This is a genomic window from Exiguobacterium qingdaonense (assembly GCF_018617855.1).
In the GTDB taxonomy this organism is placed as follows: domain Bacteria; phylum Bacillota; class Bacilli; order Exiguobacteriales; family Exiguobacteriaceae; genus Exiguobacterium; species Exiguobacterium qingdaonense.
In genome coordinates this window covers 90,399-112,034 of the sequence record NZ_JACSKY010000007.1, presented here as the reverse complement: position 1 = coordinate 112,034, position 21,636 = coordinate 90,399, and the positions used below count along the sequence as shown (strand labels likewise).

The following is a 21,636-nucleotide window of genomic DNA, read 5'->3' as shown; positions in this document are numbered from 1 at the left end:
AGCAGGGAAAAAGAGTAGGGTAAGTGCGCGTCATGTTTTTTTACCTTAGAGGAGGAATTTTTCATGGCTAAAAAGGAAAAACAACCGTATCACATCGTCACGTTCACGTTCCCAGAAGAGGCGATCTCGTATCAAGCGTTCAGTAAGCTGAAAAAATACCATTCGGATGGGCTCGTCGGTTTTGAACAATTGGTCGTCATCAAGCGTGAAGAGAACGGGGCGTTTTCGTTTGAGGATGCGGCGCAGCTCGCGCCGGTCAACAAGTCGACGAAAGGTGCGCTCATCGGGATGGCGGTTGGAATCCTCGGAGGTCCGTTCGGTATCCTGTTCGGGACACTCACAGGTGGTCTCATCGGTGGTACGAAAGACGTGAAGCATATGCAAGGCATTCAAGATACGTTCAAGCGGACGGTCGGTAACATTGAGCCGGGTCAAACCGGGGTCATGGCCATCGGGGAGGAGTTTGATCCATCGATTTTAGACGGGCTCGCAGAAGAATACGGAGGGACGGTCACACGGACAGACGAGGAGCTGTGAGACATGAAACTCGGAATTTTAGGTGCCGGGAAAGTCGGACGCACGCTCGGGGAGCAGTTCGAACGAGCAGGCTATGAAGTGCTGTACGGGACTCGGACGGAGCGGGAAGGAACGTTGACCTTACAGGAGGTCGCCTCAGCGAGCGATGTGCTCCTGTTATGTACACCGTTCGCGGCAGCGGTCGACCTGTTGCCGACACTCGACGGACTAGATGGGAAAGTATTGATCGATGTGACGAATCCGATCGCGATCGAGTTTAACGAAGTCGAGCGACCGGACGGGGTATCGGGTGCGGAGTATTTACAACGACTCATTCCGGATACGAAAGTGGTGAAGGCGTTCAATCAGACCGGGGTCGAGAATTTAGGTAATCCAGATGGGTCCGTCATGTTCGTCGCGGGTGAAGATGAAGAGGCGGTGCGGCTTGTCGTTGAGCTATCGAACAAGATCGGCTTCGATACACATCCGCTCCACGGTCTGAAGCTTGCTCGTGAACTAGAAGGGTTGGCGTGGCTATGGATTCATCATGCGGTAAAAGAGCGAAAAGCACGGGACTTCGCCTTCTACTTAACAGAACGATGAAAGACGATCGGGGCGAAATGCCTCGATCGTCTTTTTGATTAGAATCCTGTATAGCGATCAGAACGTGTTTGAAGCAGCTTAATCGTCTCGCGCTCAATCTGCTCAACTTCACGTTGTTGCCAACCCGGCATGAGAAATGCATCAACGAGTGCCCAAATGCCTGTGATGAATGCACCGAGACCAAACGTCAAGACGACGAGTAGGACCATGGCGATCCCTGAACCGATCTTTTTGAAATAAAAGCGATGCGCACCGAGTGCACCGAGGCAAAACCAAAGTAAGTAGGCGACGAGCAAGCTACGTTTTCGTTTTTCAACTTCGCTGTTCACGAGTAACATTTCTTCTGTCGTCAAATCCATACGCGAATCATTCATAAGACTCCAACTCCTTATCCATAATTGTTATAATGAGTTCGCACTCAAGTATATCGGAGAATGGATTTGTTTCCATGATTTCCTAAAAAGAAAAGAGGTTCGCTATGCTGTTTCCGATTTTAACGTTTATCGTCGCATTTGTTCACGTCATCGGTGGGGCGATTGCGCTTTATCAATATCCACAATATAAACGAATGGCCATCAGTGCCATCGTACTCGGGTTCGTTTACGGCGGGTTAACCGTGGCGGTAATCGGATTATGAAGTGAGGGGCGAACAGACCACTTCGTTCGCGTCTACAAATGCAGAGTGGTTATCAACTGGGGACATACTGATTAACAACAGCTCGACTAAAAACCATCCCTCAACGAAGGGATGGTCATCATTAAGACACCGCTCGTCGAGGAACGAGTTTTTCTTTTACATAAATTCCGCTATAGACGAGGAAGCAGCCGAAGCTGACCAATAACCCGATGTAGACACTCATCATGAACGGGGTGAGAAGCGACCCAATCAAAATCGTCGAGCGTGATAAGAAGTCGGCCCCGGCGAACGAGGTTCCGGCAAACGCCGAGTACGCACCACGTCGGTCTTCCGGCATCATGTTCGCCTTCTCCGTGTTCAACACCGGTGAATACAACAATTCCCCGAACGTGGCGATGAGCATGAAACTGAGTAGGAGTAGCATCGAGTTCGCACTCGTGATGACCGCGTAGCCGATCGTGTATAGCACGAGTCCACCGAGAAGCGTATGTTTATTTGAGAAGCGGGAGGCGAGACGTTGAATGAAGAACGTCAACGCGACGACGATGAGCGTGTTCTCGATTTGGATCAAGCTCATCATCCGCACCCCGTTGATCATCCAGTCTTCGAATGAGAGCGGTTTAAATGAATCGGCGAGCCGGACCGCGACGTAACTGCCCATCGAGAACTCGGCGGCGAGGATGCACATCGAGCCGAAGACGACTTTGACGAACGGGCGGTCACGCCAGGCGATTTGGTAACTTTGGAACACGTCGACGAAGACGAGGCGAAGCTTTTGAGACGTCCACGTCCGTTTCGTGTCCTCGAGGAAGATGGCGTACGCGATCGGCAACATGCTCGACGTGAACGTCAAAATCCAAAACAGTAACAGTTGGTTGCTGACATAGAGCCAGCCCCCGAGCGCCGTCCCGATCGTGATCGATAAATTGATCAACCAGTAATCGAGCGCGTACACCGCTTTTCGATTCTCCGGCGTCGTCGCATCGATGATGATGGCACTCATCGCCGGCCGTCCGAGGTTATTCGTGACCGTGAAGATCGTATAGGCGATCATGAAGACAATCATCTGGTCGAACTGAAGACTGAGCGTCATGACGAGAAACATTGATGCGGTGAGGCTAGCCGTCAACACGAGGAGTCGCTTCCGTGAGAATTTGTCGGCAAGGTAGCCTCCGATCAACCCGATCACGTATCCGAGACAGACGAGTGAGATTAAGAAGATGCCCGCAACCCACTCATTGAACGCTTTGACAAAGAGAAGTGCCATGAACGGCATGATGGCGAATGAGACCGAACGATTAAAAAACGATGTCACGAGTCGAACTTTTATTGGTTTAGGGATATCTTTCCATTTCATATTGTCACCTTCCATTCTGTACCTGTATGATAAACAAGACAACGGATTTGAAAAATGGACGACATGGGGAAATGATGTCCACTTTTAAGGGGGATATGACGTGGATGCATATTTATTTCGGTTGTGGAAAGCGTGTCGGGACGGGGCGTATACGATTTCCGATTTGGCGGAATCCATTCATTTGAGTCCGAAACAGACGAAGCGCCATTTGGCACGGTGGCAAGAAGAAGGATGGCTCACATATACGAGCGGACGCGGACGAGGGAATTTGACACGCCTCGAATGGCTGCGACATGTCGAGCGTGATTTAGCGAAACAGCTACTCGAGCGTATGGAAAAAGAGTCGGTCGAAGCGGTGACGAGTCAGTTGGAGTGGGACTGGTCCCCAGCGCAGGCCGGCCGGTTCATGCGCCAGCTCGAGAAGAAGTTCGGTTACGTCCAGACGTCGAGCGATGCACTCATCATCCCGCGCCGTCGTCACTTTTTGACGACACATCCGCTCGAGGCGGCTGACATCCATAGCGCCCACCTCGTCCAGAACGTATTCAATCGTCTGTTCATGATTGATGCGTCCGGGGAGGTCACCGGGGAGCTCGCGCATCACCATGAATGGCAGGGGAGCACGCTCGTCTTGTTTCTTCGGAAAGGGGTCCGTTTCCATGACGGGTCGCTCATGACGAGTAAAGATGTGACGAAGAGTCTGCGCATGCTCGTCCAGTCGGATGCGTATCGGTACATGTACCGGCACGTCCGGCATATCGCATCGAACGGTCCGTATCGTGTCGATGTCACGCTCGACCGGCGCCGGAACTCGTACATCCCGAAACTGTCGATGATTCATACGAGCATCGCCAAAGGGAGTATCGGGACGGGGCCGTTTCAATTGGACCAGCATGATCGAGAGAAGACGGTCCTACTTGCGTTCGAGAACTATTTTGGGGTGCGGGCGCTCCTCGACCGGGTCGAGTTCATCAAAGTGCCGGACGGATATGATCCGACGTATCGCATCTCATCAAGAGATTCCAAAGAGACCGGACACATCTCGACACCGTCCGGGTTTGGGCTTGTCCTCTTAAACGGTCATCCGAATAGTGTGTTCGCCGATGAAGCGGCGAGACATTATATGCATCGGTTGATTGCGGAGATTCGACCGGAAATCGGGACGTTGAATGAACGGAGAACACCGAACGACCGAGGTTTTCTCGGTTCGATGAGCGAGACGTATCGCATTCCAAAAGGAACACCGGTCACGTTCGACCGACCGATTCGAATCAAACAGACGGACTTCACGAACGATACGACCGACTGGATTGCGGAGATGTTGACACGTCATGGGATTGCCTATGAGTTCGTGCCCATCAGCTTCAAAGATTCGATTCACGACAAAACGTATTATGAATACGTCGATTTGGTCGTACACGGGGAAGTGTTCGAGCGAAACATCACGCTCGGGTTTGAACAGTTCATGACGAACGAGTACTCGCCTCCGCATAAAGTGATACCGCATATTGAGGGGATGATGGAGCGGGTCGGACAATATGATGACCTGCCGTTTGAGGAGTGGGTGCCGCTGCACCAGGAAATCGAACGCGAGTTGAAAGAGAAGTCGTACTTCATCCCACTTTATAACGAGGAACGGACCATTCCGTTTCCGGTTGAGCTGAAGGACGTATGTGTCGACTTGTTCGGCTATTTTGATTTTGCAAAACTATGGATTCCGTCATAAGGAGGGGTATGGTGCGTAAGAAGTTACTCATTGGATTTATGATCTTTTTTGTAGGACTGTTTTTGTTCGCGCTATGGGATGGTGTGTTTCTTAGCATGACAATCGTGGGTCTAGGATTCACTATCTATGGTTATCGACACGAAGAAATTGAAAAGCTTGAGGAAAAGGTGAGCAAGAGAATCATGAGACAAGTCGATGCGACACTCATGAACATCACGATTTACGGTTTGCTGGTCATTGGCGTGGTCATCAATTTCTTCTTGGATGAACCGCAAATCCTACTGATTGATGCCATTTATGTATTATTAGGCGTGGTGTTCGGTCTGCGTGGACTGCTCATTCGGAGTGTCTATCAAGAAGAAATACAGGATCAATCGAAAGTTACAGCCATAAGAAAGACCCCGAGCTCGTAAAACTCGGGGTTTCATTATGCGGATTTGTCCGTGCCTTCTTTTTTGACTTTTCGAGAGAGTGCCAAGATTTGATACACTTTGAAAAAGTCATAAGCGGCAACGGCGATGATGAAGTATGTCCAGAAGTTGAACCCGTACTCTTGTATCGAGAAGTACGCGAGGACGGTGAATAACACACCGAACGAGAGACTAAAGAGCATCATCACTTTTAATTGTCGCGGCATAACTGCCACCTCATTTCTACATTAAAAATAGGACTAGCATCACGAGCGCGTTATTGAACGCGTGGATGGCAATCGGAACAATCAACCGTCTCGTCTTCGCATACGCGTAAGAGAATGCGAAGCTCATCGCAATATATACGAGGAATCGATTGTCTTGGTGAATGAGCGCGAATAGGACGGAACTGACCCCGAAGGCGATCCAGAACCCGAAGCGCGCGTTTAAGTTCCCGAACAAGATATGACGAAAGAGAATCTCTTCGATAATCGGTCCGAGCAAAATGACAGGCAAGATCAGGAGTGGAATGACCTCGACCATATCCGCAATGTTTTGTGTGTTCATCGACTCGACGAGGTCACCGGTAATGGCCGTCTCAATCAAGTTTGCGACGATGACGAGGCCGTACTGCATCAAAATCCCGAGCCCAATCCATTTGACCGTGTCGTTCAAGTTGGATTGGATGCCTTGCGCCTTGTATTGCTTCAAGTCCGGCCAGATGAGTAAAATCGACAGAACAATCGTCACACCGAATCCGATGGCGAGCCAGAGCCCGACGAACGTTTCGGTCAACCATTCCGGTCGTACTTCAGTGAGGACGATCGGGAATAGTTGCACGAACGCATATAGTAAAATCGGAGTAAGGTGCCGCACACGAATGTTAGGCGCCATCGAAAAACGGGTATTTATCGATTGGTTTGAGTTTAATGTAGCCAATTCAACACGTCCTTAATTATAAGAATAAACCTACCTTTTTCTCATTGTAACAAATAAGTTCTCTTGACCGCGAGTAAGAGCATTTTTTGATGTATGCCACTTGATTTTTTGATCGGCACATACTACACTTATCAATGTTAGCACTCCTTTTGACTGAGTGCTAAAACCTTACGATACACTACATCATTCATATTCGGAGGAGGGTTTTTCCATGTTAAAACCACTAGGCGATCGTGTCATCATCGAAGTCGTGGAGAAAGAAGAAAAGACGATCGGGGGCATCGTGCTTCCTGATACGGCGAAAGAAAAGCCGCAACAAGGGAAAGTCGTCGCAGTCGGCACAGGTCGCGTGACGGACGAAGGCAAGCGGATCGATCTCGACGTGAAAGAAAATGATTTGGTCATCTACTCGAAGTACGCAGGTACCGAAGTGAAGCATGATGGAAAAGAGTACTTAATCGTTCGCGAGAGCGACATTCTCGCAATCGTAGGCTAAGCACCATTATTCAAAAACTTTTTTAGGGGGAAATGAACGATGGCAAAAGATATCAAATTCTCAGAAGATGCACGTCACGCGATGCTTCGCGGCGTCGACGCACTCGCTGACGCAGTCAAAGTAACGATCGGACCAAAAGGACGCAACGTCGTCCTCGAGAAGAAATTCGGTTCACCGCTCATCACAAACGATGGCGTGACAATCGCGAAAGAAATCGAACTCGAAGACCGCTTCGAAAACATGGGCGCGAAACTCGTTGCGGAAGTCGCATCGAAGACGAACGAAGTCGCAGGGGACGGTACGACTACAGCGACAGTCCTCGCACAAGCGATGATTCGTGAAGGGCTCAAGAACGTCACAGCGGGCGCGAACCCGATGATCCTTCGCAAAGGAATCGACAAAGCGGTTCGTCGTGCACTCGAGGAATTGAAATTGATTTCAAAACCGATCGAGTCAAAAGAGGCAATCGCACAAGTCGCAGCCATCTCGGCAGCTGATGAAGAAGTCGGCGAATTGATTGCAGAAGCGATGGAGCGCGTCGGAAACGACGGTGTCATCACAATCGAAGAATCACGCGGCTTCACGACAGAACTCGACGTCGTCGAAGGGATGCAGTTCGACCGTGGTTACTTGTCACCTTACATGATCTCAGACTCTGACAAGATGGAAGCGTCACTCGACAATCCGTACATCTTGATCACAGACAAGAAAATCTCGAACATTCAAGAAATCATCCCAGTGCTCGAGCAAGTCGTACAACAAGGGAAGCCGATCTTGATCGTCGCAGAAGACATCGAAGGCGATGCCCTCGCGACACTCGTCTTGAACAAACTCCGTGGTACGTTCAATGCGGTAGCGGTTAAAGCACCAGGATTCGGTGACCGTCGTAAAGCGATGCTCGAAGACCTCGCGACACTCACAGGTGGTCAAGTCATCACAGAAGACCTCGGTCTCGACCTTAAATCAGCATCACTCGACATGCTCGGTCGCGCATCAAAAGTCGTTGTCACAAAAGACACAACGACTGTCGTCGAAGGTGCAGGGAACGAAGAAACGATCAAAGCACGCGTTCAAACAATCCGTAACCAAATCGAAGAGACAACGTCTGACTTCGACCGTGAAAAACTCCAAGAGCGTCTCGCGAAACTCGCAGGTGGCGTAGCCGTCGTCAAAGTCGGTGCAGCTACGGAGACAGAGCTCAAAGAACGTAAACTCCGCATCGAAGACGCACTCAACGCGACACGTGCGGCCGTCGAAGAAGGAATCGTGGCGGGTGGTGGTACAGCGTTCATCAACGTCATCCCAGCTGTTCGTGCACTCCTAGCAGAAGTGACAGCGGATGAAGCGACTGGTGTCAAACTCGTCCTCCGTGCACTCGAAGCACCGGTCCGTCAAATCGCGGAAAACGCGGGTGAAGAAGGTTCGGTCATCGTCGAGAAACTTAAGAACGAATCAGTCGGCGTCGGCTACAACGCGGCAACTGGCGAATACGTCGACATGATTGCACACGGAATCGTCGACCCGGCGAAAGTGACGCGCTCAGCACTCCAAAACGCAGCATCTGTCTCAGCGATGTTCCTCACAACAGAGGCCGTCATCGCAGACAAGCCAGAAAAAGACGCTCCTGCAATGCCTGACATGGGCGGCATGGGTGGAATGGGCGGTATGATGTAAGTCATACGCCTTTACAGGAACCATTCATCAGCGAAAGCTGGTGGGTGGTTTTTTTTGTCTTTAACATGAATTTTTAAACCTTAACATCTTTCATGTTACAGTCCAAAAAATCTTGTTCAGCTTAGTGGGACACATCAAGCTGAACAAAGGAGCCATCAAGTACCCATCAAGCTCCACTAAGCTGAGCCAAGCTATCATTTTAATGCTGAATTTTTAGGTTTTTTATTTGTCATTCACATACCTAGCACAAAATTGTTCATCGACTTCCAAAAACAGGAACATTTTATTTCCGCTCTCACGGATCTGTATTATGCTTAATGATAGATACTACTCGAGAGGAGACAACTCATGCAACGAGACTTGCAGAAAAAAATCAAGGAAGCCACTTATCTAACAGCGGATAAGGCATGGAGCTATCGTCCAATTTTACGATATTTCTACATACAGCATGAACGGATGCGCGAGTTTCTATATCCAGAAGCGATTTATGAACACCTTCGACATTTCGTAGAGTTTCAGGAATATACAATGGATATGCTTCATCAAGACTTAGATTCACTTACTAAGTGGGGTAACATCATTGCGACGCAAGAACACAGAAAAGCTCGAACGATTGAGGAATATAAGAAAAAGAATTTCCGTTATCAATGTACTCCTTACACGGTCGAATTCGAACGTATGATGATTCAACTAGAGCAACTAGGTGACAGTTTTGGTGGGTCACTCGAAAAGACCCAGTTTGAACGTTTATATCAGGTCCTTGAGAAAATCGGGCAGATAAGTGATCAAACCGATGCGGAATGTGCACAGCTTTGGGATGATGCCATGGAATATTTTCGAAAAATCACACAGAATACTTCGGATTATATTGCCTACATCCATAGTGAAAAAGTAATTGAAAAAATGAAAACAGAGGAGTTTCTTGTCTATAAAGACCGTTTCACAACCTACTTACGGGATTTCATCATCGCTTTGCAACAGACAGCGATGCAAATTCAGGATGTATTAACCGAGTTGACCATAAAACAGATAGAACCGTTTCTTCAACAAGTGATGAACCACCAACATCAAACGTTCCGTCTTGAAGAAGATCAGAAAGATGTAAACATTGACTTGATTGAGAAGTGGCAAAACTTAAGAGGATGGTTTCTCGGCACGATTCATGGTGAAAGTGAGTTCGAGCGTTTGCAGGAACGAACAGATGAGGCGATTCGTCGTATTACACGAATGGTGCAACGAATGAGCGAACGGCATCAACAGTTCCGAAGTCGACGTCGCGATTATGAACATTTGGCAACATGGTTCGATGGGATTGAGACGATTGAAGAAGCTCATCGGTTGTCATCGGTCATATTCGGTGTCTTCCATACGCGTCACCTTTATGGAGAACAAGTTCCGACTGACGATATGTATGTGGATGTATGGGAGGAGGCACCGATGCGGCACGAAACGAAACCACGGACCACGAAATATAAAGAATCCACAAAAGCGGGGGTCATCATCGATCGGTCTGAGCAAATTGCGGAGATGCGACAACTTTATCTAAACCAACTCGAAAAGGAAAGGGAGTCCATCGAACGTTATATCGAAGAAGGTATCATTTCAATCAAAGCCCTTCCGATTATCGAGCCGCACGTGAGAAAGCTATTGTTGTCTTGGCTCGGCAAAGCGATGGTGCGAGAAGACCGGATTGTCAAAACAGAGTACGGTAGACGCGTACGGGTGATGCTCGAGGAAGAACGTGTCTTTTTGCGGGCGACGGATGGATCTCTTGAGATGCCGAACGTAGAGTATCACTTTATCGATGAGGAGGTGACGTCATGAAAGAGGAAGGGAAAGTAGATGAACGAATGCAGGATGCGTTAGGAAGTTTGTTCGAACAGTTTTGGGTGTTACGAGCCGAGCAACCTGTTGTTTATCAAAAAATTCGTGAACGTGAACATCAGCTGAAGCGATACGTGACAGAAAAGTTCGGTTTTGACTTGATTGTTCATCAACACTTCATCAAACTCGAGAAACTACCGGTCGATCCAAAACCATGGATGGGCATCCAGGCGTTCACCGAACCGATGGACTACGCCATTTTTTGCTGCGCACTCGCATTCACCGAAAGTAAATCGATAGATGAACAATTTTTACTTTCACACATCACCGAAGATATTCAGGAAATGTATCCCGGTGACTTACCGCTTGACTGGACGAACTATCGACACCGACGATCACTCGTACGTGCTCTAAAGCAATTGGATGAATTGAAATTGATTCGAGCGGTCGACGGAGATGTCGATTTGTTTGCGACGAATGAGACAGAAGAAGTGTTATACGAAGTGAGCGTTCATGCGCGCTATTTTATGCGTTCCTATCCAGAAGACTTGTTCAACTACGAAACGATGGAAGACATTTTAACGAGTGAATGGAGTCGTCAAAAAGAAGATGAACGCCGCAAACGTGTATATCGTAAACTCATGTTTTCGCCTATCGTGTATCGAGAGTCAAAAGACGATCCGGATTTTGCCTATATCCGAAATTTCCGAAACCGACTTTTGGATGAGTTTGAAAAATACACGCCATTTCGGTTAGAAGTATTCAAAAACGCGGCGATGCTGGTCTTGCCCGAACAAAAACAACGATATACGTTATTCCCGAATCAAAAAGGAGTGACAAGCGTCGCCTTGCATGTAGCGGATCATATTCGGAAACGTAATCTGCCTGTTAACGAGATGGGGGAAATTCGAATCACGATGCTCGAATTCGAACGAATTGTCGAGGCGGTTCAGCTTGAGTGGGGATTGGGTTGGGCGAAACAATATCGGGAAGATTCCCCTAAAAAAATTGCGAACGAACTTGTCTCTCTTTTGCTTGAATGGGAGTTCGGATATGTGGAGACGGATTCAGGTATCCTCGTCATTCAATCCGGATTCGGTCGCACGATAGGTTATTATCCAGAACGATTCGTAAAGGAGATGATGGTCACATGAGAGCGCAAAATCGTTGGCAAATGAACCGTGCGGGTTTGCTCAATTTTTGGTATTACACAGAAGAAACATTTGATTTCTCAGACGGGAAGCTGTTGCTCCGGGGAAGTAACGGGTCAGGGAAATCTGTGACGATGCAGAGCTTTCTTCCAGTGCTACTCGACGGGAAGAAGTCACCGGACAGGCTCGATCCGTTTGGTTCAAGGGCCCGTAGAATGGAAGATTATTTACTTGGTGAGAAAGAAGTTGTCGACCACGACGAACGAACGGGCTATCTATTTATTGAATATAAGAAGGCAGATACGAGTCAATATGTGACGACCGGGATTGGACTCCAAGCAAAACGTGGGAAGCCGCTTAAATTTTGGGGATTTGTAATCACGGATAACCGTCGAATCAATATCGACATGGAATTATATAAACGAGACCGTCAAGGGACACAAACTAGTAAAATTCCATACTCGCGGGTCGAGCTGGAGCGGGTCATCGGAGACGGCGGAAAGGTTGTGACGACACAAGGCGACTATATGCAGCTCGTCAACAAGCATGTGTTCGGATTTGAATCAATCGATGCATATGAAGAGTTGATTAAATTGCTCATTCAATTGCGTAGTCCAAAGCTGTCTAAAGACTTCCGACCGACCGTCATTTACGAGATTCTCGAGGCGGCGCTTCCGCCGTTGTCAGATGAAGATTTACGCCACCTATCCGATACGATTGAACAAATGGATCAGACGAAACAGCAACTCGAACAACTCGAACGTGAGCTGAGAGCGTTACAAAAATTGAGTCATACATACGACGTCTATAACGAGCGTCACATGGCAGACATCGCTACTGAGTACCAAATGGCAATCGAACGTGAGACGATAGAGGCACAAGAACTTGAGAATTTGCGTGAACTCCAAGCCTCAAGGACGCATGAGATTGAAACGTTGAAGCGGTCTATTCAAGAACTGGAACAAGACAAAGAGACGACCGAGCGTCAACGCCAACGCTTAGCATCACATAAAGTTTGGAATTTAGAAGACGAGTTGACGGATGAGAAGGAAGCGTTACAGAAAATCGAGGGCAATCATCAGCGCCAAGAAGAACGTCGATCGAAGACGACAAATAGAATTTTCGATGCGAAACAGCAGCAAGATCAAGAACAGTCAAACTATCGTACAACGCTTCAAACGATTGATGATCTTATTGAAGATATGGCATATGATGCGGAACAGGCGGCGTTTGACCGTCATGAATTGAACGTCTCCGACTATCGCCGTCTCGATCAAAGTTTTGATTTTGCCACGTGGAAACAGGAAGTAAACGAACATACGGAACAGCTCAGTAAAATAGTCGAACAGATGCGAGCGTTTGAAGAAACAAAGCAAAGACTTCAAGTGGAAAATAAACAACTCGCCGACGAACAACAAGCGCGAGATCAGAAAAAACACGAACTGAATGATTGGAAACGGACGTTCGAGCAAGATCTTGACCGTCATCTCGCAGATATTTATCAATGGATTGAAGCGCATCCTGAGTTTGATATCGAAGGGGAGACGATTGGTCGAATCGAGCGCACCCTCCGTAATGATTATGATCCGTCAACGTATGAGGAAGTATCGCGACTCGTTCAACCGTCCGTAGTCCATTATCAAAACCGGTTGCGTGACAAAGTGGCCTCGAAGAAAGCATCTGAAGAGGCAATTCAGAAGGGCCTTCAAACCGTTGAGACAATGTTATCTGAATGGAAAGAGAAGGCGGATCCTGAACCCGATACTCATCCGGCGACAAGAGAATCTCGGGAACGAATGCGAGACGATGGTGTTATCTTCGCACCACTCTATGCGCTCGTTGAATTTAGGGAAGGGGTAGAAGAAGACGTTCAAAAACGAATTGAAGCAGCATTGATTGACAGTAGGATGTTGGATGCCCTCATTACCGAGGTAGACGTCAAGCATGATCGAGTCTTATTACCGGCACCACAAATGATGGTACACTCGCTAGCAGATTATTTAAAACCTAGCCCAGGAGAAACAGGAATCACTTCAGACCGGATTGACGACGTACTCCGAAGCATCCTCATGGATGATGGGGAGACATCGATTGCAGAAGACGGGACGTATCGACTCGGACAATTAAAAGGACATGCGGTGCCTGTCGAGCGCGTTCGATTCCTTGGACAAGCTGCCCGACAGCGATATCGCGAAGAAAAAATTGAGCAGTTGCAGTCTGAGATTGAACAACTTCAAATCGAGCGCATGACGTTGCGCGGAGAACAAGCGGAGTTGCGCCAACACATTGAATTAGCGGATGCGGCATGGACGATGTTTCCGTCAGACCGCGATTTGCGGACAGGTTATCAACAAATTCAAAAGGTCGGTGTCGAGATTGAGAGTAGGGAGAATCGATGCTACCAAATTGAAGAACTACTAAAGCAAACGAGTGAACGATTTAACGTCTTGAAGCGTCAAGTAAATACGTTAACTGAACCGTTCAACTTAGAAAAAACACAAGTAGCGTTCGAACATGCGAAGCGGGCGATGATGAATTATAAGGATGTATTACGTGATGTAGAGTTTCAGCATGAGAAGGCAATTTTCTCGCACAAACAACTCGCTATGAGAGAAAAGAACATTGAAGAATTAGAAGACGATCTCATCGAATTGATGGGTGAACTAAATGAACTCGAAGATAAGATGGAACGGATTCAAAAGAACATTGCGATAATCGAAGAACAGTTGTCGAGAGAAGGCGCTGACGACATCCGTCGCCAGATTCAGTCCGTTCAAGCAGATTTGGTGCGCATCGAACAAGCATCTAAAGAATCGTTACAGCTGGTCTCGATTCGACAAGAACAATTCAAGGCGGGTACAGCCAAGTTAGATGAAAAGCAAAACCGCCACATCTTGTCAGTACAGATGAGAGAAGCTTGGGAAATGGCGTTAAAAGCAGAATGGAAACGAGGGATCGTTTCTTTAGAAGCGGAGAATGACGACCCAATCACGTTGGCTCGGAAGATTGAAGTGGCGTACGAAAAGCGACTCATAAGTAGTGCCTCGAAAGCGGACGAATTGTTATCGAAAGCGTTCATCGAGCAACAGAACGACTTGATGGAATATCGGATGCGAAACTTTACTGAAGAGCCGGTACTTGAAGCGTGGATGAATGACGTCGATGACCAATTCAGACGAGAGGTCGAAACGTGGCAACAAAAAACGATGCGACGTATCATCTCGCTCGACTTGCGTGGTCAACAGGCGAGTCCTCATGCAGTCAAACGAACGGTTGAAGAAGAGTTCGAACGTCAAGAGAGCATTTTGAACGAGAGTGATCAACAGTTATACGAAGAAATCCTTTTCAAATCGGTCGGAACAAAACTCCGTTCTCGCATTCGTCGTGCGGAAGAATGGACTAGCGAAATGAACAAGTTGATGGAGAGTCGCAATACATCGTCAGGATTGACGTTTTCGATAAAATGGCGACCGCGTACGGCGGAGAGTGAGGAAGAGCTCGATACGAAAGACTTGGTCCATATTTTGAAACAAGATGCCAAGCTTCTGAAAGACGAAGACTTTGAGCGAATCACGCGTCACTTCCGTTCAAAATTGAATAAGGCGAAACAGATGATCAAAGAGAGTGGAGACGGACAAACGCTTCTGCAAGTGCTCCGCGAAGTACTCGATTATCGGAAATGGTTCTCGTTCCTCTTATACTTTGAACGAACGAATGAACCGAAGCGCGAATTATCAAATACCTACTTCTTTAAATTCAGTGGTGGAGAAAAAGCGATGGCGATGTACATCCCACTGTTCGCAGCTTGTTATTCGCGTTATAAAGAGGCGGCGGATACGGCACCGTATATCATCTCGCTCGATGAGGCATTCGCAGGGGTCGATGAGAACAATATTCGCGAGATGTTTGAAATCGTTGAACAACTTGGCTTCGACTACATCATGAACTCGCAAATTTTGTGGGGGGACTATGATACGATCTCATCTCTTTCCGTTTGTGAGTTATTGCGACCGAAGAATGCGGACTTCGTCACGGTCTTACACTACGTGTGGGATGGGGAAAAACGATATGCGAAAGAAGAGTCGATTCAATGAATCCGCTAGACGAAGCCGCACAGTATTTTAAAACGTCAACAGGATTCTTGCGTTTATTCACACAATTCCGGAAGAAATACGCCTCGCTCGGTAAAGTCGGCGGGTCGGTCTCGATTCAAGCCTTTAAAGAAGAAGAACTCGAGGCAATTGCTCGCTTTTTTGGAGAAGATGTTTCCACCATCCGGTTAAAAAAGACGATCACACTGCGTGCCTTTGAAAAGAAACTGCAGACGACCAAGTTTGAAGGGGTGACGTTGGTCGAGTTGCTTGAGACCTATTTTGGAGAGTCACTCGTGACGAAACAAGAAGTACTTGCCCAAATAGAGAAAGAGCGAGCGGAACGGTTTCGAGAACTCGCATTGATGTATCCGAGCCTCAAGTTTTGGTTCACTTATTTAGAGCGGCGTACGGCGGATACGCATTGGATCAACCGGATGCTTGAGACGGATGACTTTCATCTGTTCTGTGCTCAACTGACGCAAGCGCTAGAAGGACTCCCGTTAGATTACGAACGCCTTCCGATGTTTGGGCAACGCATCCTCGGCAATCCACATGCGTTCGATCGAACGACTGATTTAGGTCGGTTATGGATTCACGTCCTCCATATCAAACGCGGGCAAGGAGGACCACCACCGAGCGATACAGAACGTGTGAATGATCTGTTGCTCGAGTTTAAACTGCTTCGTGATGACATTACGAATTTCGTGACGTGCGCGAACCTCGTGGCAGAACAAGACGATACGAGGCATCCGATGTGGCAAGGAGCGATGGAGACATATAGTGTACTGAACGTACCGATGCGGGAACTATTACGCGTGAATAGAGTGAGACCGCGTCGGGGTGATACCGTATGGATTGTGGAGAATTCCGGGATATTCTCGAGTTTACTCGATGACGTGTCAGATGCACCGATCGTTTGCACGCACGGTCAATTTAAGCTCGCGGCTTATCGTTTGTTGGACATGTTAGTCGCATCTGGATGTCAATTGAAGTATGCAGGAGACTTTGACCCGGAAGGACTTCAGATGGCAGCACGATTGAAAGAGCGATATGGCGACAAGCTCGACTATTGGTGCATGGACTTGGAGAGTTATGTAGCGTCTAATCCGAGTGTCATGTTGGCTGAAGAACGATTGGTAAAGCTAGGACGAGTCACAGATATGGAGTTACAAGACGTGGTGGAAGAGATGAAAAAGCGAGGAAGAGCAGGGTATCAGGAGGCTTTGGTGGAGAAGATGGTGGTTCAATTAAAATATAGAAGGGACAGATGAATGATGAACAAACCCATTTGGTTGGTTAGAGCTGGGAGAACAGGACATCAAGAAAACGCGGCACTTGAACATAATGTAGTAGCAATCGGTTGGGAAGAGTTAGGTGATCTGTCGAAGATTAAAGACAAAGATGAATTGATTAAATTATATGAGTCTAATTATTCGGAACTTAAAGCACGAGCAATAAGTCACAAGGCTAATCAAATTTGGCGTTTTGCCAAAGAGATTCAAATCGGTGATTATGTGGTGCTTCCTTTAAAGACAGAGCCGGTCATTGCGATTGGTCAAGTAACAGGTAAATACGAATTTAATACAACAATTGCTGAAGAGGTTAGACATATTCGACGAGTAAAGTGGTTAACGACAGATATGCCACGAACTCGTCTTGATCAAGATTTGTTGTATTCTCTAGGTGCATTTATGACGGTATGTCGAATTCAACGTAATGATGCGGAGACAAGAATTCCACAAGTCTTACAACGTTACATAAACGGTGTAGATTCATTGTCTACTCCGAAGGTTATTGATATCGATGAAGAAGAAATTGTCGATTTAGAAGCAATCGGGCGTGACCAAATCCGGATCCTCATTGAACGAGAGTTTGCTGGACATCGATTGCAAGACTTGGTTGCAGCTATTTTAAATGTAGAAGGATTTAAACCAGTCGTCTCTCCACCTGGGAAAGATGGAGGTGTTGATATTTTGGCAGGTAAAGGTGTTCTCGGTTTGGAAGAACCACGTATTTGTGTCCAAGTGAAAGCAACTTCTTCTCCAGCTGGTATTGATGTCATCAATAGTTTATTGGGTGTCGTCTCAAGCTATGGTGCAACGTATGGATTGGTGGTATCACTAGGAGGCTTTACAAAAGATGCACGTAATAAAGCGAAAGAACAGTTTTTTAAAGTACGTCTATGGGATTCGGATGACCTGATTGAAGCGTTGCTACGAGTGTATGATGATTTAGATGAAGACATTCAGGCTTCTTTGCCTTTGAAGCGAGCGTGGGTTACGGTGCCGGCGGAATGATGTACTAAAAGGAGCAGCAGAATATGAAACGAAGGATATCTATAGTTATGATAACAACTGTTTTCTTGTTGAGTGGTTGCGATGGGATTGATAAGTTTGGTGCAAATGCCGATCACGCCGCTGAAGAAGCAGAGCGTGGGATGGAAGGACGAGCAGAAGCGTTTGAATATGAGGAAGAGCAATATCAAGAGTATCTAGAGATGGTTGAAGAATTAGAACATCTCCGAGAGAGAAACGAAGAGTTGGAAGAAGAAATATTTTATTTAACAGAAGAACGGGATCGGGGTGCGGAAGCATACGAGTATTTTTGTGACTACGGGTACGCTGAGATTAGTGAAGCAACGTATAATGAGTTATGCCAATATTGATTATCTAAATGAGCATCGTCCAAATTGGACACGATGCTCATTTCTTTTATAGCGCTGAACGAAGAATTTTTACAAAATAATGCATAGGTCGATGATAAGGGGTCCACAAAAAAAAGCTACTGAACTATAATTAGTACAAGTCATCTTCCAGAAAAATAGAAAAGAATAGATTTATCAACGACAGATTCTTAATAAATGTAAAATGAGGTATTCAAAATGATTAATTTTCAAGACAAAGTAAGTTTTATTTGGTCAATTGCAGAGGTTCTACGTGGACCTTACAAACCAGAAGATTACGGAAAAATTGTACTGCCATTGGCCGTATTGCGCCGATTTGACTGTGTTTTAGAAAGTACGAAAGAAGAAGTACTAGTGAAAGCTGATCAATTTTCATCAATGAGTGAAGAGGCTCGAGAACCAATTTTGAATCGCATCTCTAAGCAAAATTTTCATAATACAAGTAAATATGATTTTAATAAGTTATTAACGGATTCGGATAATATCGCTGATAACTTACGCGACTACATAAATGGCTTTTCAAAAGTGGCACGAGATATCATGGATTATTTTGATTTTGATCGCCAAATCGATAAGTTAGATCAAAATGACTTATTATATTTGACGATTAAGCGTTTTAGCGAAATCGACTTACATCCTGAAACGGTTTCGAACATTGAAATGGGTTATGTATTTGAGGAATTAATCCGTCGATTTAATGAGAATGCAGAAGCAGGGGACCATTATACGCCTCGGGAAGTTATTACTTTAATGACCAATCTTTTATTTTTACATGACGATACAAGTGTTCTAACCAAGCCGGGTTTAACACAAACGTTGTACGACTGTGCTGCTGGGACTGGCGGAATGGGGTCTGTAGCTCAAGATTATCTATCAAGTCAAAACCCTACGGCGCACTTGGAATTTTTCGGACAGGAAATCAACCCAGAATCATATGCGATTTGTAAAGCAGACTTACTCATTAAAGGGGAAGATGCACGAAATATTCGTTTAGGAAATACATTGTCCAACGACCAGTTCTCTCGTGAAAAATTTGATTATCTCATTTCGAACCCTCCTTATGGAGTTGATTGGAAATCATATGAGAAACCAATCAAAGAAGAACATGCGCAACAAGGTTTCAGTGGAAGATTCGGTCCAGGGACACCTCGTACGAGCGATGGGCAACTACTATTTTTATTGCATTTATTATCGAAAATGAAGCCTGTAACACCTGAAAATCCACAAGGTTCCCGTTTGGCCATTATTATGAACGGATCTCCTTTATTTACAGGAGATGCTGGTTCTGGTGAAAGTGAAATTCGTAAATATGTACTAGAAAACGATTTAGTAGAAGGTATTGTGGCGTTACCAAATGATCTATTCTACAACACAGGTATTTCAACGTATATTTGGATCCTAACAAATAATAAGTCTCCACTTCATAAAGGAAAAGTGCGCTTGGTTAATGCGGTAGACTTTTCGAAAAAAATGAAAAAATCTATGGGTAGCAAGCGTAATGAAATTACAGAAGAAAAAATCAATGAAATCGTGCGTTTATACGGGGATGCGCAGCCACATGAAAATGTAAAGATTTTCGATAATGAAGACTTTGGTTATTCAAAAATTATAGTAGAACGTCCGTTGCGATTGAACTTCCAAGTGAGCGAAGCGCGTTTAGCACGTGTTGCTGAAGAAAAAGGGTTCGTGAACTTAGCAATATCGAAGAAGAAAGGCGATGCAGGTCACTTTGAAGTCGAAGAAGGGAAGAAGCTACAAACACAAATTTTATATGTGTTACGCACATTAGAGAGCGATAAAGTATATAAAAATCGTGATGAGTTTACGAAAGTGTTAAAAGCTGCTTTCAAAGAAGCAGACATCAAGATTGGAGCACCTGTATTAAAAGCGATTTTAGCAGGACTTTCAGAAAGAGATGAAACAGCTGATGTATGCATGAAGAACAAAACGGAAATCGAGCCTGATTCAGATTTACGTGATACAGAAATCGTTCCGTTAAAAGAAAATATTGAAGATTACTTTGCACGTGAAGTGTTACCGCATGTACCTGATGCATGGATTGACGAAACGAAAACAAAAATCGGCTATGAAATTCCATTTACTCGACAGTTTTATAAATATACAGCATTACGTAGTTCAGCAGAAATTATGGATGAAATTCGTACGTTGGAAGTGGAGATTGCTGAGCAGTTGAAGAAGGTGATGGGATGAGTATAGACACATCAATATGGTATGAAAGTTTACCAGATAAATGGATTTCAATAAAATTAAAGTATATTGTTGATTTACGTAATGAAAAAATATTTGGAGGAGAAAGTCAGAATTACATTGGATTAGAAAATATCGAGTCAAAAACAGGGAAATTTCTGCCTTCGATAAATTCTGAAATTAACATAGAAGGTATTTCAAATCAATTTTACAAAGGAGATATTTTATTTGGTAAATTACGACCTTATTTAGCTAAATGTGTTGAAGCTGAATTTGATGGTGTAGGTACAACGGAGCTTTTAGCACTAAAAGGGAACACTAAGTTAATTTTATCGAAGTACTTAAAATTCATGATGTTATCTCCTAAATTTATTGACTATATTAATTCTTCAACGTATGGTACGAAAATGCCAAGAGCTAGTTGGGACTTTATCGGAAATATAGAGGTGCCTTTACCTAGTATTAGTCATCAGCAAATAATTACCGACTTTATAACTTCAAAAATGAGTAACGTGGATAGATTAATTCTTCAAAAAGAACATTTAATAAATTTGCTTGAACAACAACGCCAATCAATTATCACAGAAGCTGTTACAAAAGGATTAAATCCGAATGTGAAAATGAAAGATTCAGGTGTTGAGTGGATTGGTAAGATTCCTGATCACTGGAAGCTAGTTAAAATAAAAAATTTAATAGTCTCGAAAAAAGGTGCTGTTAAAACGGGACCATTTGGAAGTCAATTAACTAATAATGACATGAATGGAAACGACGTAAAAATTTATAATCAACGAACGGTATTGGATAATGATTTTGTTAAAGGTGATTATTATATCTCAAAAGAAAAATATGATGAATTAAAGTCATTTGAATTGTATCCGGGAGATATAGTAATCACTACACGAGGGTCTATTGGTAAAGCAGCTATCGTTCCGAATAATATTGAATGTGGCATATTGCATCCTTGTTTGATAAGAATGCAACTTTGTCCTAATTTAATTGAATTTAAATTGATTGAAATTATTTTTAATGAGACAAATTTTATAAAAAAACAAATAGAAATAATGAGTAATTCAACAACAATTGAAGTTATTTACTCAGAAACTTTAAAGAATCTTTCAATTGTCTTGCCTTCTAAAGAGGAACAACAAGAATTATTAATTTACATCGAAAATATATTAAAAGATTATAATAGGATTATTTTCAATCAGAAAAAACAAGTTGAGAAATTAAAAGAATACCGCCAATCTTTAATCTACGAAGCGGTTACAGGTAAGATTGATGTACGTGAAATGGAAATTGATTAAGTGAGGTGATAAAT

General features: G+C 45.1%; 19 protein-coding genes. 15 read left to right on the top strand and 4 right to left on the bottom strand.

Annotated features, from left to right (window positions below):
* Nucleotides 1-63: 63 nt before the first annotated feature.
* Both KNP00_RS09575 and KNP00_RS09570 read left to right on the top strand, forming a co-directional pair.
* Nucleotides 64-537, top strand: coding sequence for a hypothetical protein (locus tag KNP00_RS09575; RefSeq protein ID WP_214697041.1), 474 nt, complete (start codon nucleotides 64-66; stop codon nucleotides 535-537).
* A 3-nt stretch (nucleotides 538-540) separates the two neighbouring features.
* The gene (locus KNP00_RS09570; RefSeq protein WP_215144594.1) at nucleotides 541-1,119 is read left to right on the top strand and encodes an NADPH-dependent F420 reductase; all 579 of its coding nucleotides are present in this window, start codon (nucleotides 541-543) and stop codon (nucleotides 1,117-1,119) included.
* Nucleotides 1,120-1,157: 38 nt separating this feature from the next.
* Here KNP00_RS09570 and KNP00_RS09565 read toward each other — a convergent pair whose 3' ends face one another.
* Nucleotides 1,158-1,493: a TM2 domain-containing protein gene (locus tag KNP00_RS09565; protein WP_215144592.1), complete on the bottom strand. Its 336-nt coding sequence runs from the start codon at nucleotides 1,491-1,493 to the stop codon at nucleotides 1,158-1,160.
* A gap of 104 nt (nucleotides 1,494-1,597) precedes the next feature.
* Between KNP00_RS09565 and KNP00_RS09560 the strand changes: the two genes are divergently transcribed.
* Entirely contained in the window at nucleotides 1,598-1,756 is a 159-nt protein-coding gene (locus tag KNP00_RS09560; protein WP_215144591.1) for a hypothetical protein, read from the top strand.
* Nucleotides 1,757-1,877: 121 nt separating this feature from the next.
* Here the strand turns inward: KNP00_RS09560 and KNP00_RS09555 are convergent, their stop codons facing one another.
* A complete protein-coding gene (locus KNP00_RS09555; RefSeq protein WP_215144589.1) occupies nucleotides 1,878-3,113 on the bottom strand; it encodes an MDR family MFS transporter in 1,236 nt (411 codons plus the stop codon).
* 100 nt (nucleotides 3,114-3,213) lie between these two features.
* Between KNP00_RS09555 and KNP00_RS09550 the strand changes: the two genes are divergently transcribed.
* Together KNP00_RS09550 and KNP00_RS09545 are read left to right on the top strand one after the other, a co-directional pair.
* Nucleotides 3,214-4,839 (top strand): ABC transporter substrate-binding protein, encoded by a 1,626-nt coding sequence (locus KNP00_RS09550; protein WP_215144587.1) that lies wholly within the window; start codon nucleotides 3,214-3,216, stop codon nucleotides 4,837-4,839.
* 11 nt (nucleotides 4,840-4,850) lie between these two features.
* A complete protein-coding gene (locus KNP00_RS09545) occupies nucleotides 4,851-5,252 on the top strand; it encodes a hypothetical protein (RefSeq protein WP_078146180.1) in 402 nt (133 codons plus the stop codon).
* Between the two features lie 14 nt (nucleotides 5,253-5,266).
* On the opposite strand, the gene KNP00_RS09540 is transcribed toward KNP00_RS09545, so the two are convergent.
* The gene (locus tag KNP00_RS09540) at nucleotides 5,267-5,476 is read right to left on the bottom strand and encodes a YdiK family protein (RefSeq protein WP_215144579.1); all 210 of its coding nucleotides are present in this window, start codon (nucleotides 5,474-5,476) and stop codon (nucleotides 5,267-5,269) included.
* Nucleotides 5,477-5,492: 16 nt separating this feature from the next.
* Nucleotides 5,493-6,188: a CPBP family intramembrane glutamic endopeptidase gene (locus KNP00_RS09535; protein ID WP_240542811.1), complete on the bottom strand. Its 696-nt coding sequence runs from the start codon at nucleotides 6,186-6,188 to the stop codon at nucleotides 5,493-5,495.
* Between the two features lie 211 nt (nucleotides 6,189-6,399).
* On the opposite strand from KNP00_RS09535, the gene groES reads away from it, so the two are divergent.
* The 10 genes from groES (at nucleotide 6,400) to KNP00_RS09485 (ending at nucleotide 21,622) form a co-directional block, all read left to right on the top strand.
* Entirely contained in the window at nucleotides 6,400-6,684 is a 285-nt protein-coding gene (gene groES / locus KNP00_RS09530) for a co-chaperone GroES (protein WP_015880602.1), read from the top strand.
* Nucleotides 6,685-6,723: 39 nt separating this feature from the next.
* Nucleotides 6,724-8,358 (top strand): chaperonin GroEL, encoded by a 1,635-nt coding sequence (gene groL, locus KNP00_RS09525; protein WP_215144577.1) that lies wholly within the window; start codon nucleotides 6,724-6,726, stop codon nucleotides 8,356-8,358.
* Between the two features lie 348 nt (nucleotides 8,359-8,706).
* Nucleotides 8,707-10,182, top strand: coding sequence for a TIGR02677 family protein (locus KNP00_RS09520; protein WP_215144575.1), 1,476 nt, complete (start codon nucleotides 8,707-8,709; stop codon nucleotides 10,180-10,182).
* On the top strand, nucleotides 10,179-11,336 hold the full coding sequence (locus tag KNP00_RS09515) for a TIGR02678 family protein (protein WP_215144573.1): 1,158 nt from the start codon (nucleotides 10,179-10,181) through the stop codon (nucleotides 11,334-11,336). Before KNP00_RS09520 ends, KNP00_RS09515 begins: the two co-directional genes overlap by 4 nt.
* Nucleotides 11,333-15,427 carry a TIGR02680 family protein gene (locus KNP00_RS09510; RefSeq protein ID WP_215144571.1) on the top strand — a complete coding sequence of 1,365 codons (4,095 nt, stop codon included), beginning with the start codon at nucleotides 11,333-11,335 and terminating at the stop codon, nucleotides 15,425-15,427. The genes KNP00_RS09515 and KNP00_RS09510 overlap by 4 nt, the downstream gene beginning before the upstream one ends.
* Nucleotides 15,424-16,698 (top strand): TIGR02679 family protein, encoded by a 1,275-nt coding sequence (locus KNP00_RS09505; protein ID WP_215144569.1) that lies wholly within the window; start codon nucleotides 15,424-15,426, stop codon nucleotides 16,696-16,698. The genes KNP00_RS09510 and KNP00_RS09505 overlap by 4 nt, the downstream gene beginning before the upstream one ends.
* On the top strand, nucleotides 16,699-17,724 hold the full coding sequence (locus KNP00_RS09500) for a restriction endonuclease (RefSeq protein ID WP_240542810.1): 1,026 nt from the start codon (nucleotides 16,699-16,701) through the stop codon (nucleotides 17,722-17,724).
* A 47-nt stretch (nucleotides 17,725-17,771) separates the two neighbouring features.
* Nucleotides 17,772-18,092 carry a hypothetical protein gene (locus tag KNP00_RS09495; RefSeq protein ID WP_215144567.1) on the top strand — a complete coding sequence of 107 codons (321 nt, stop codon included), beginning with the start codon at nucleotides 17,772-17,774 and terminating at the stop codon, nucleotides 18,090-18,092.
* Nucleotides 18,093-18,308: 216 nt separating this feature from the next.
* A complete protein-coding gene (locus KNP00_RS09490; RefSeq protein ID WP_215144565.1) occupies nucleotides 18,309-20,321 on the top strand; it encodes a type I restriction-modification system subunit M in 2,013 nt (670 codons plus the stop codon).
* On the top strand, nucleotides 20,318-21,622 hold the full coding sequence (locus tag KNP00_RS09485) for a restriction endonuclease subunit S (RefSeq protein WP_215144563.1): 1,305 nt from the start codon (nucleotides 20,318-20,320) through the stop codon (nucleotides 21,620-21,622). The genes KNP00_RS09490 and KNP00_RS09485 overlap by 4 nt, the downstream gene beginning before the upstream one ends.
* The last annotated feature ends 14 nt before the right edge of the window (nucleotides 21,623-21,636 follow it).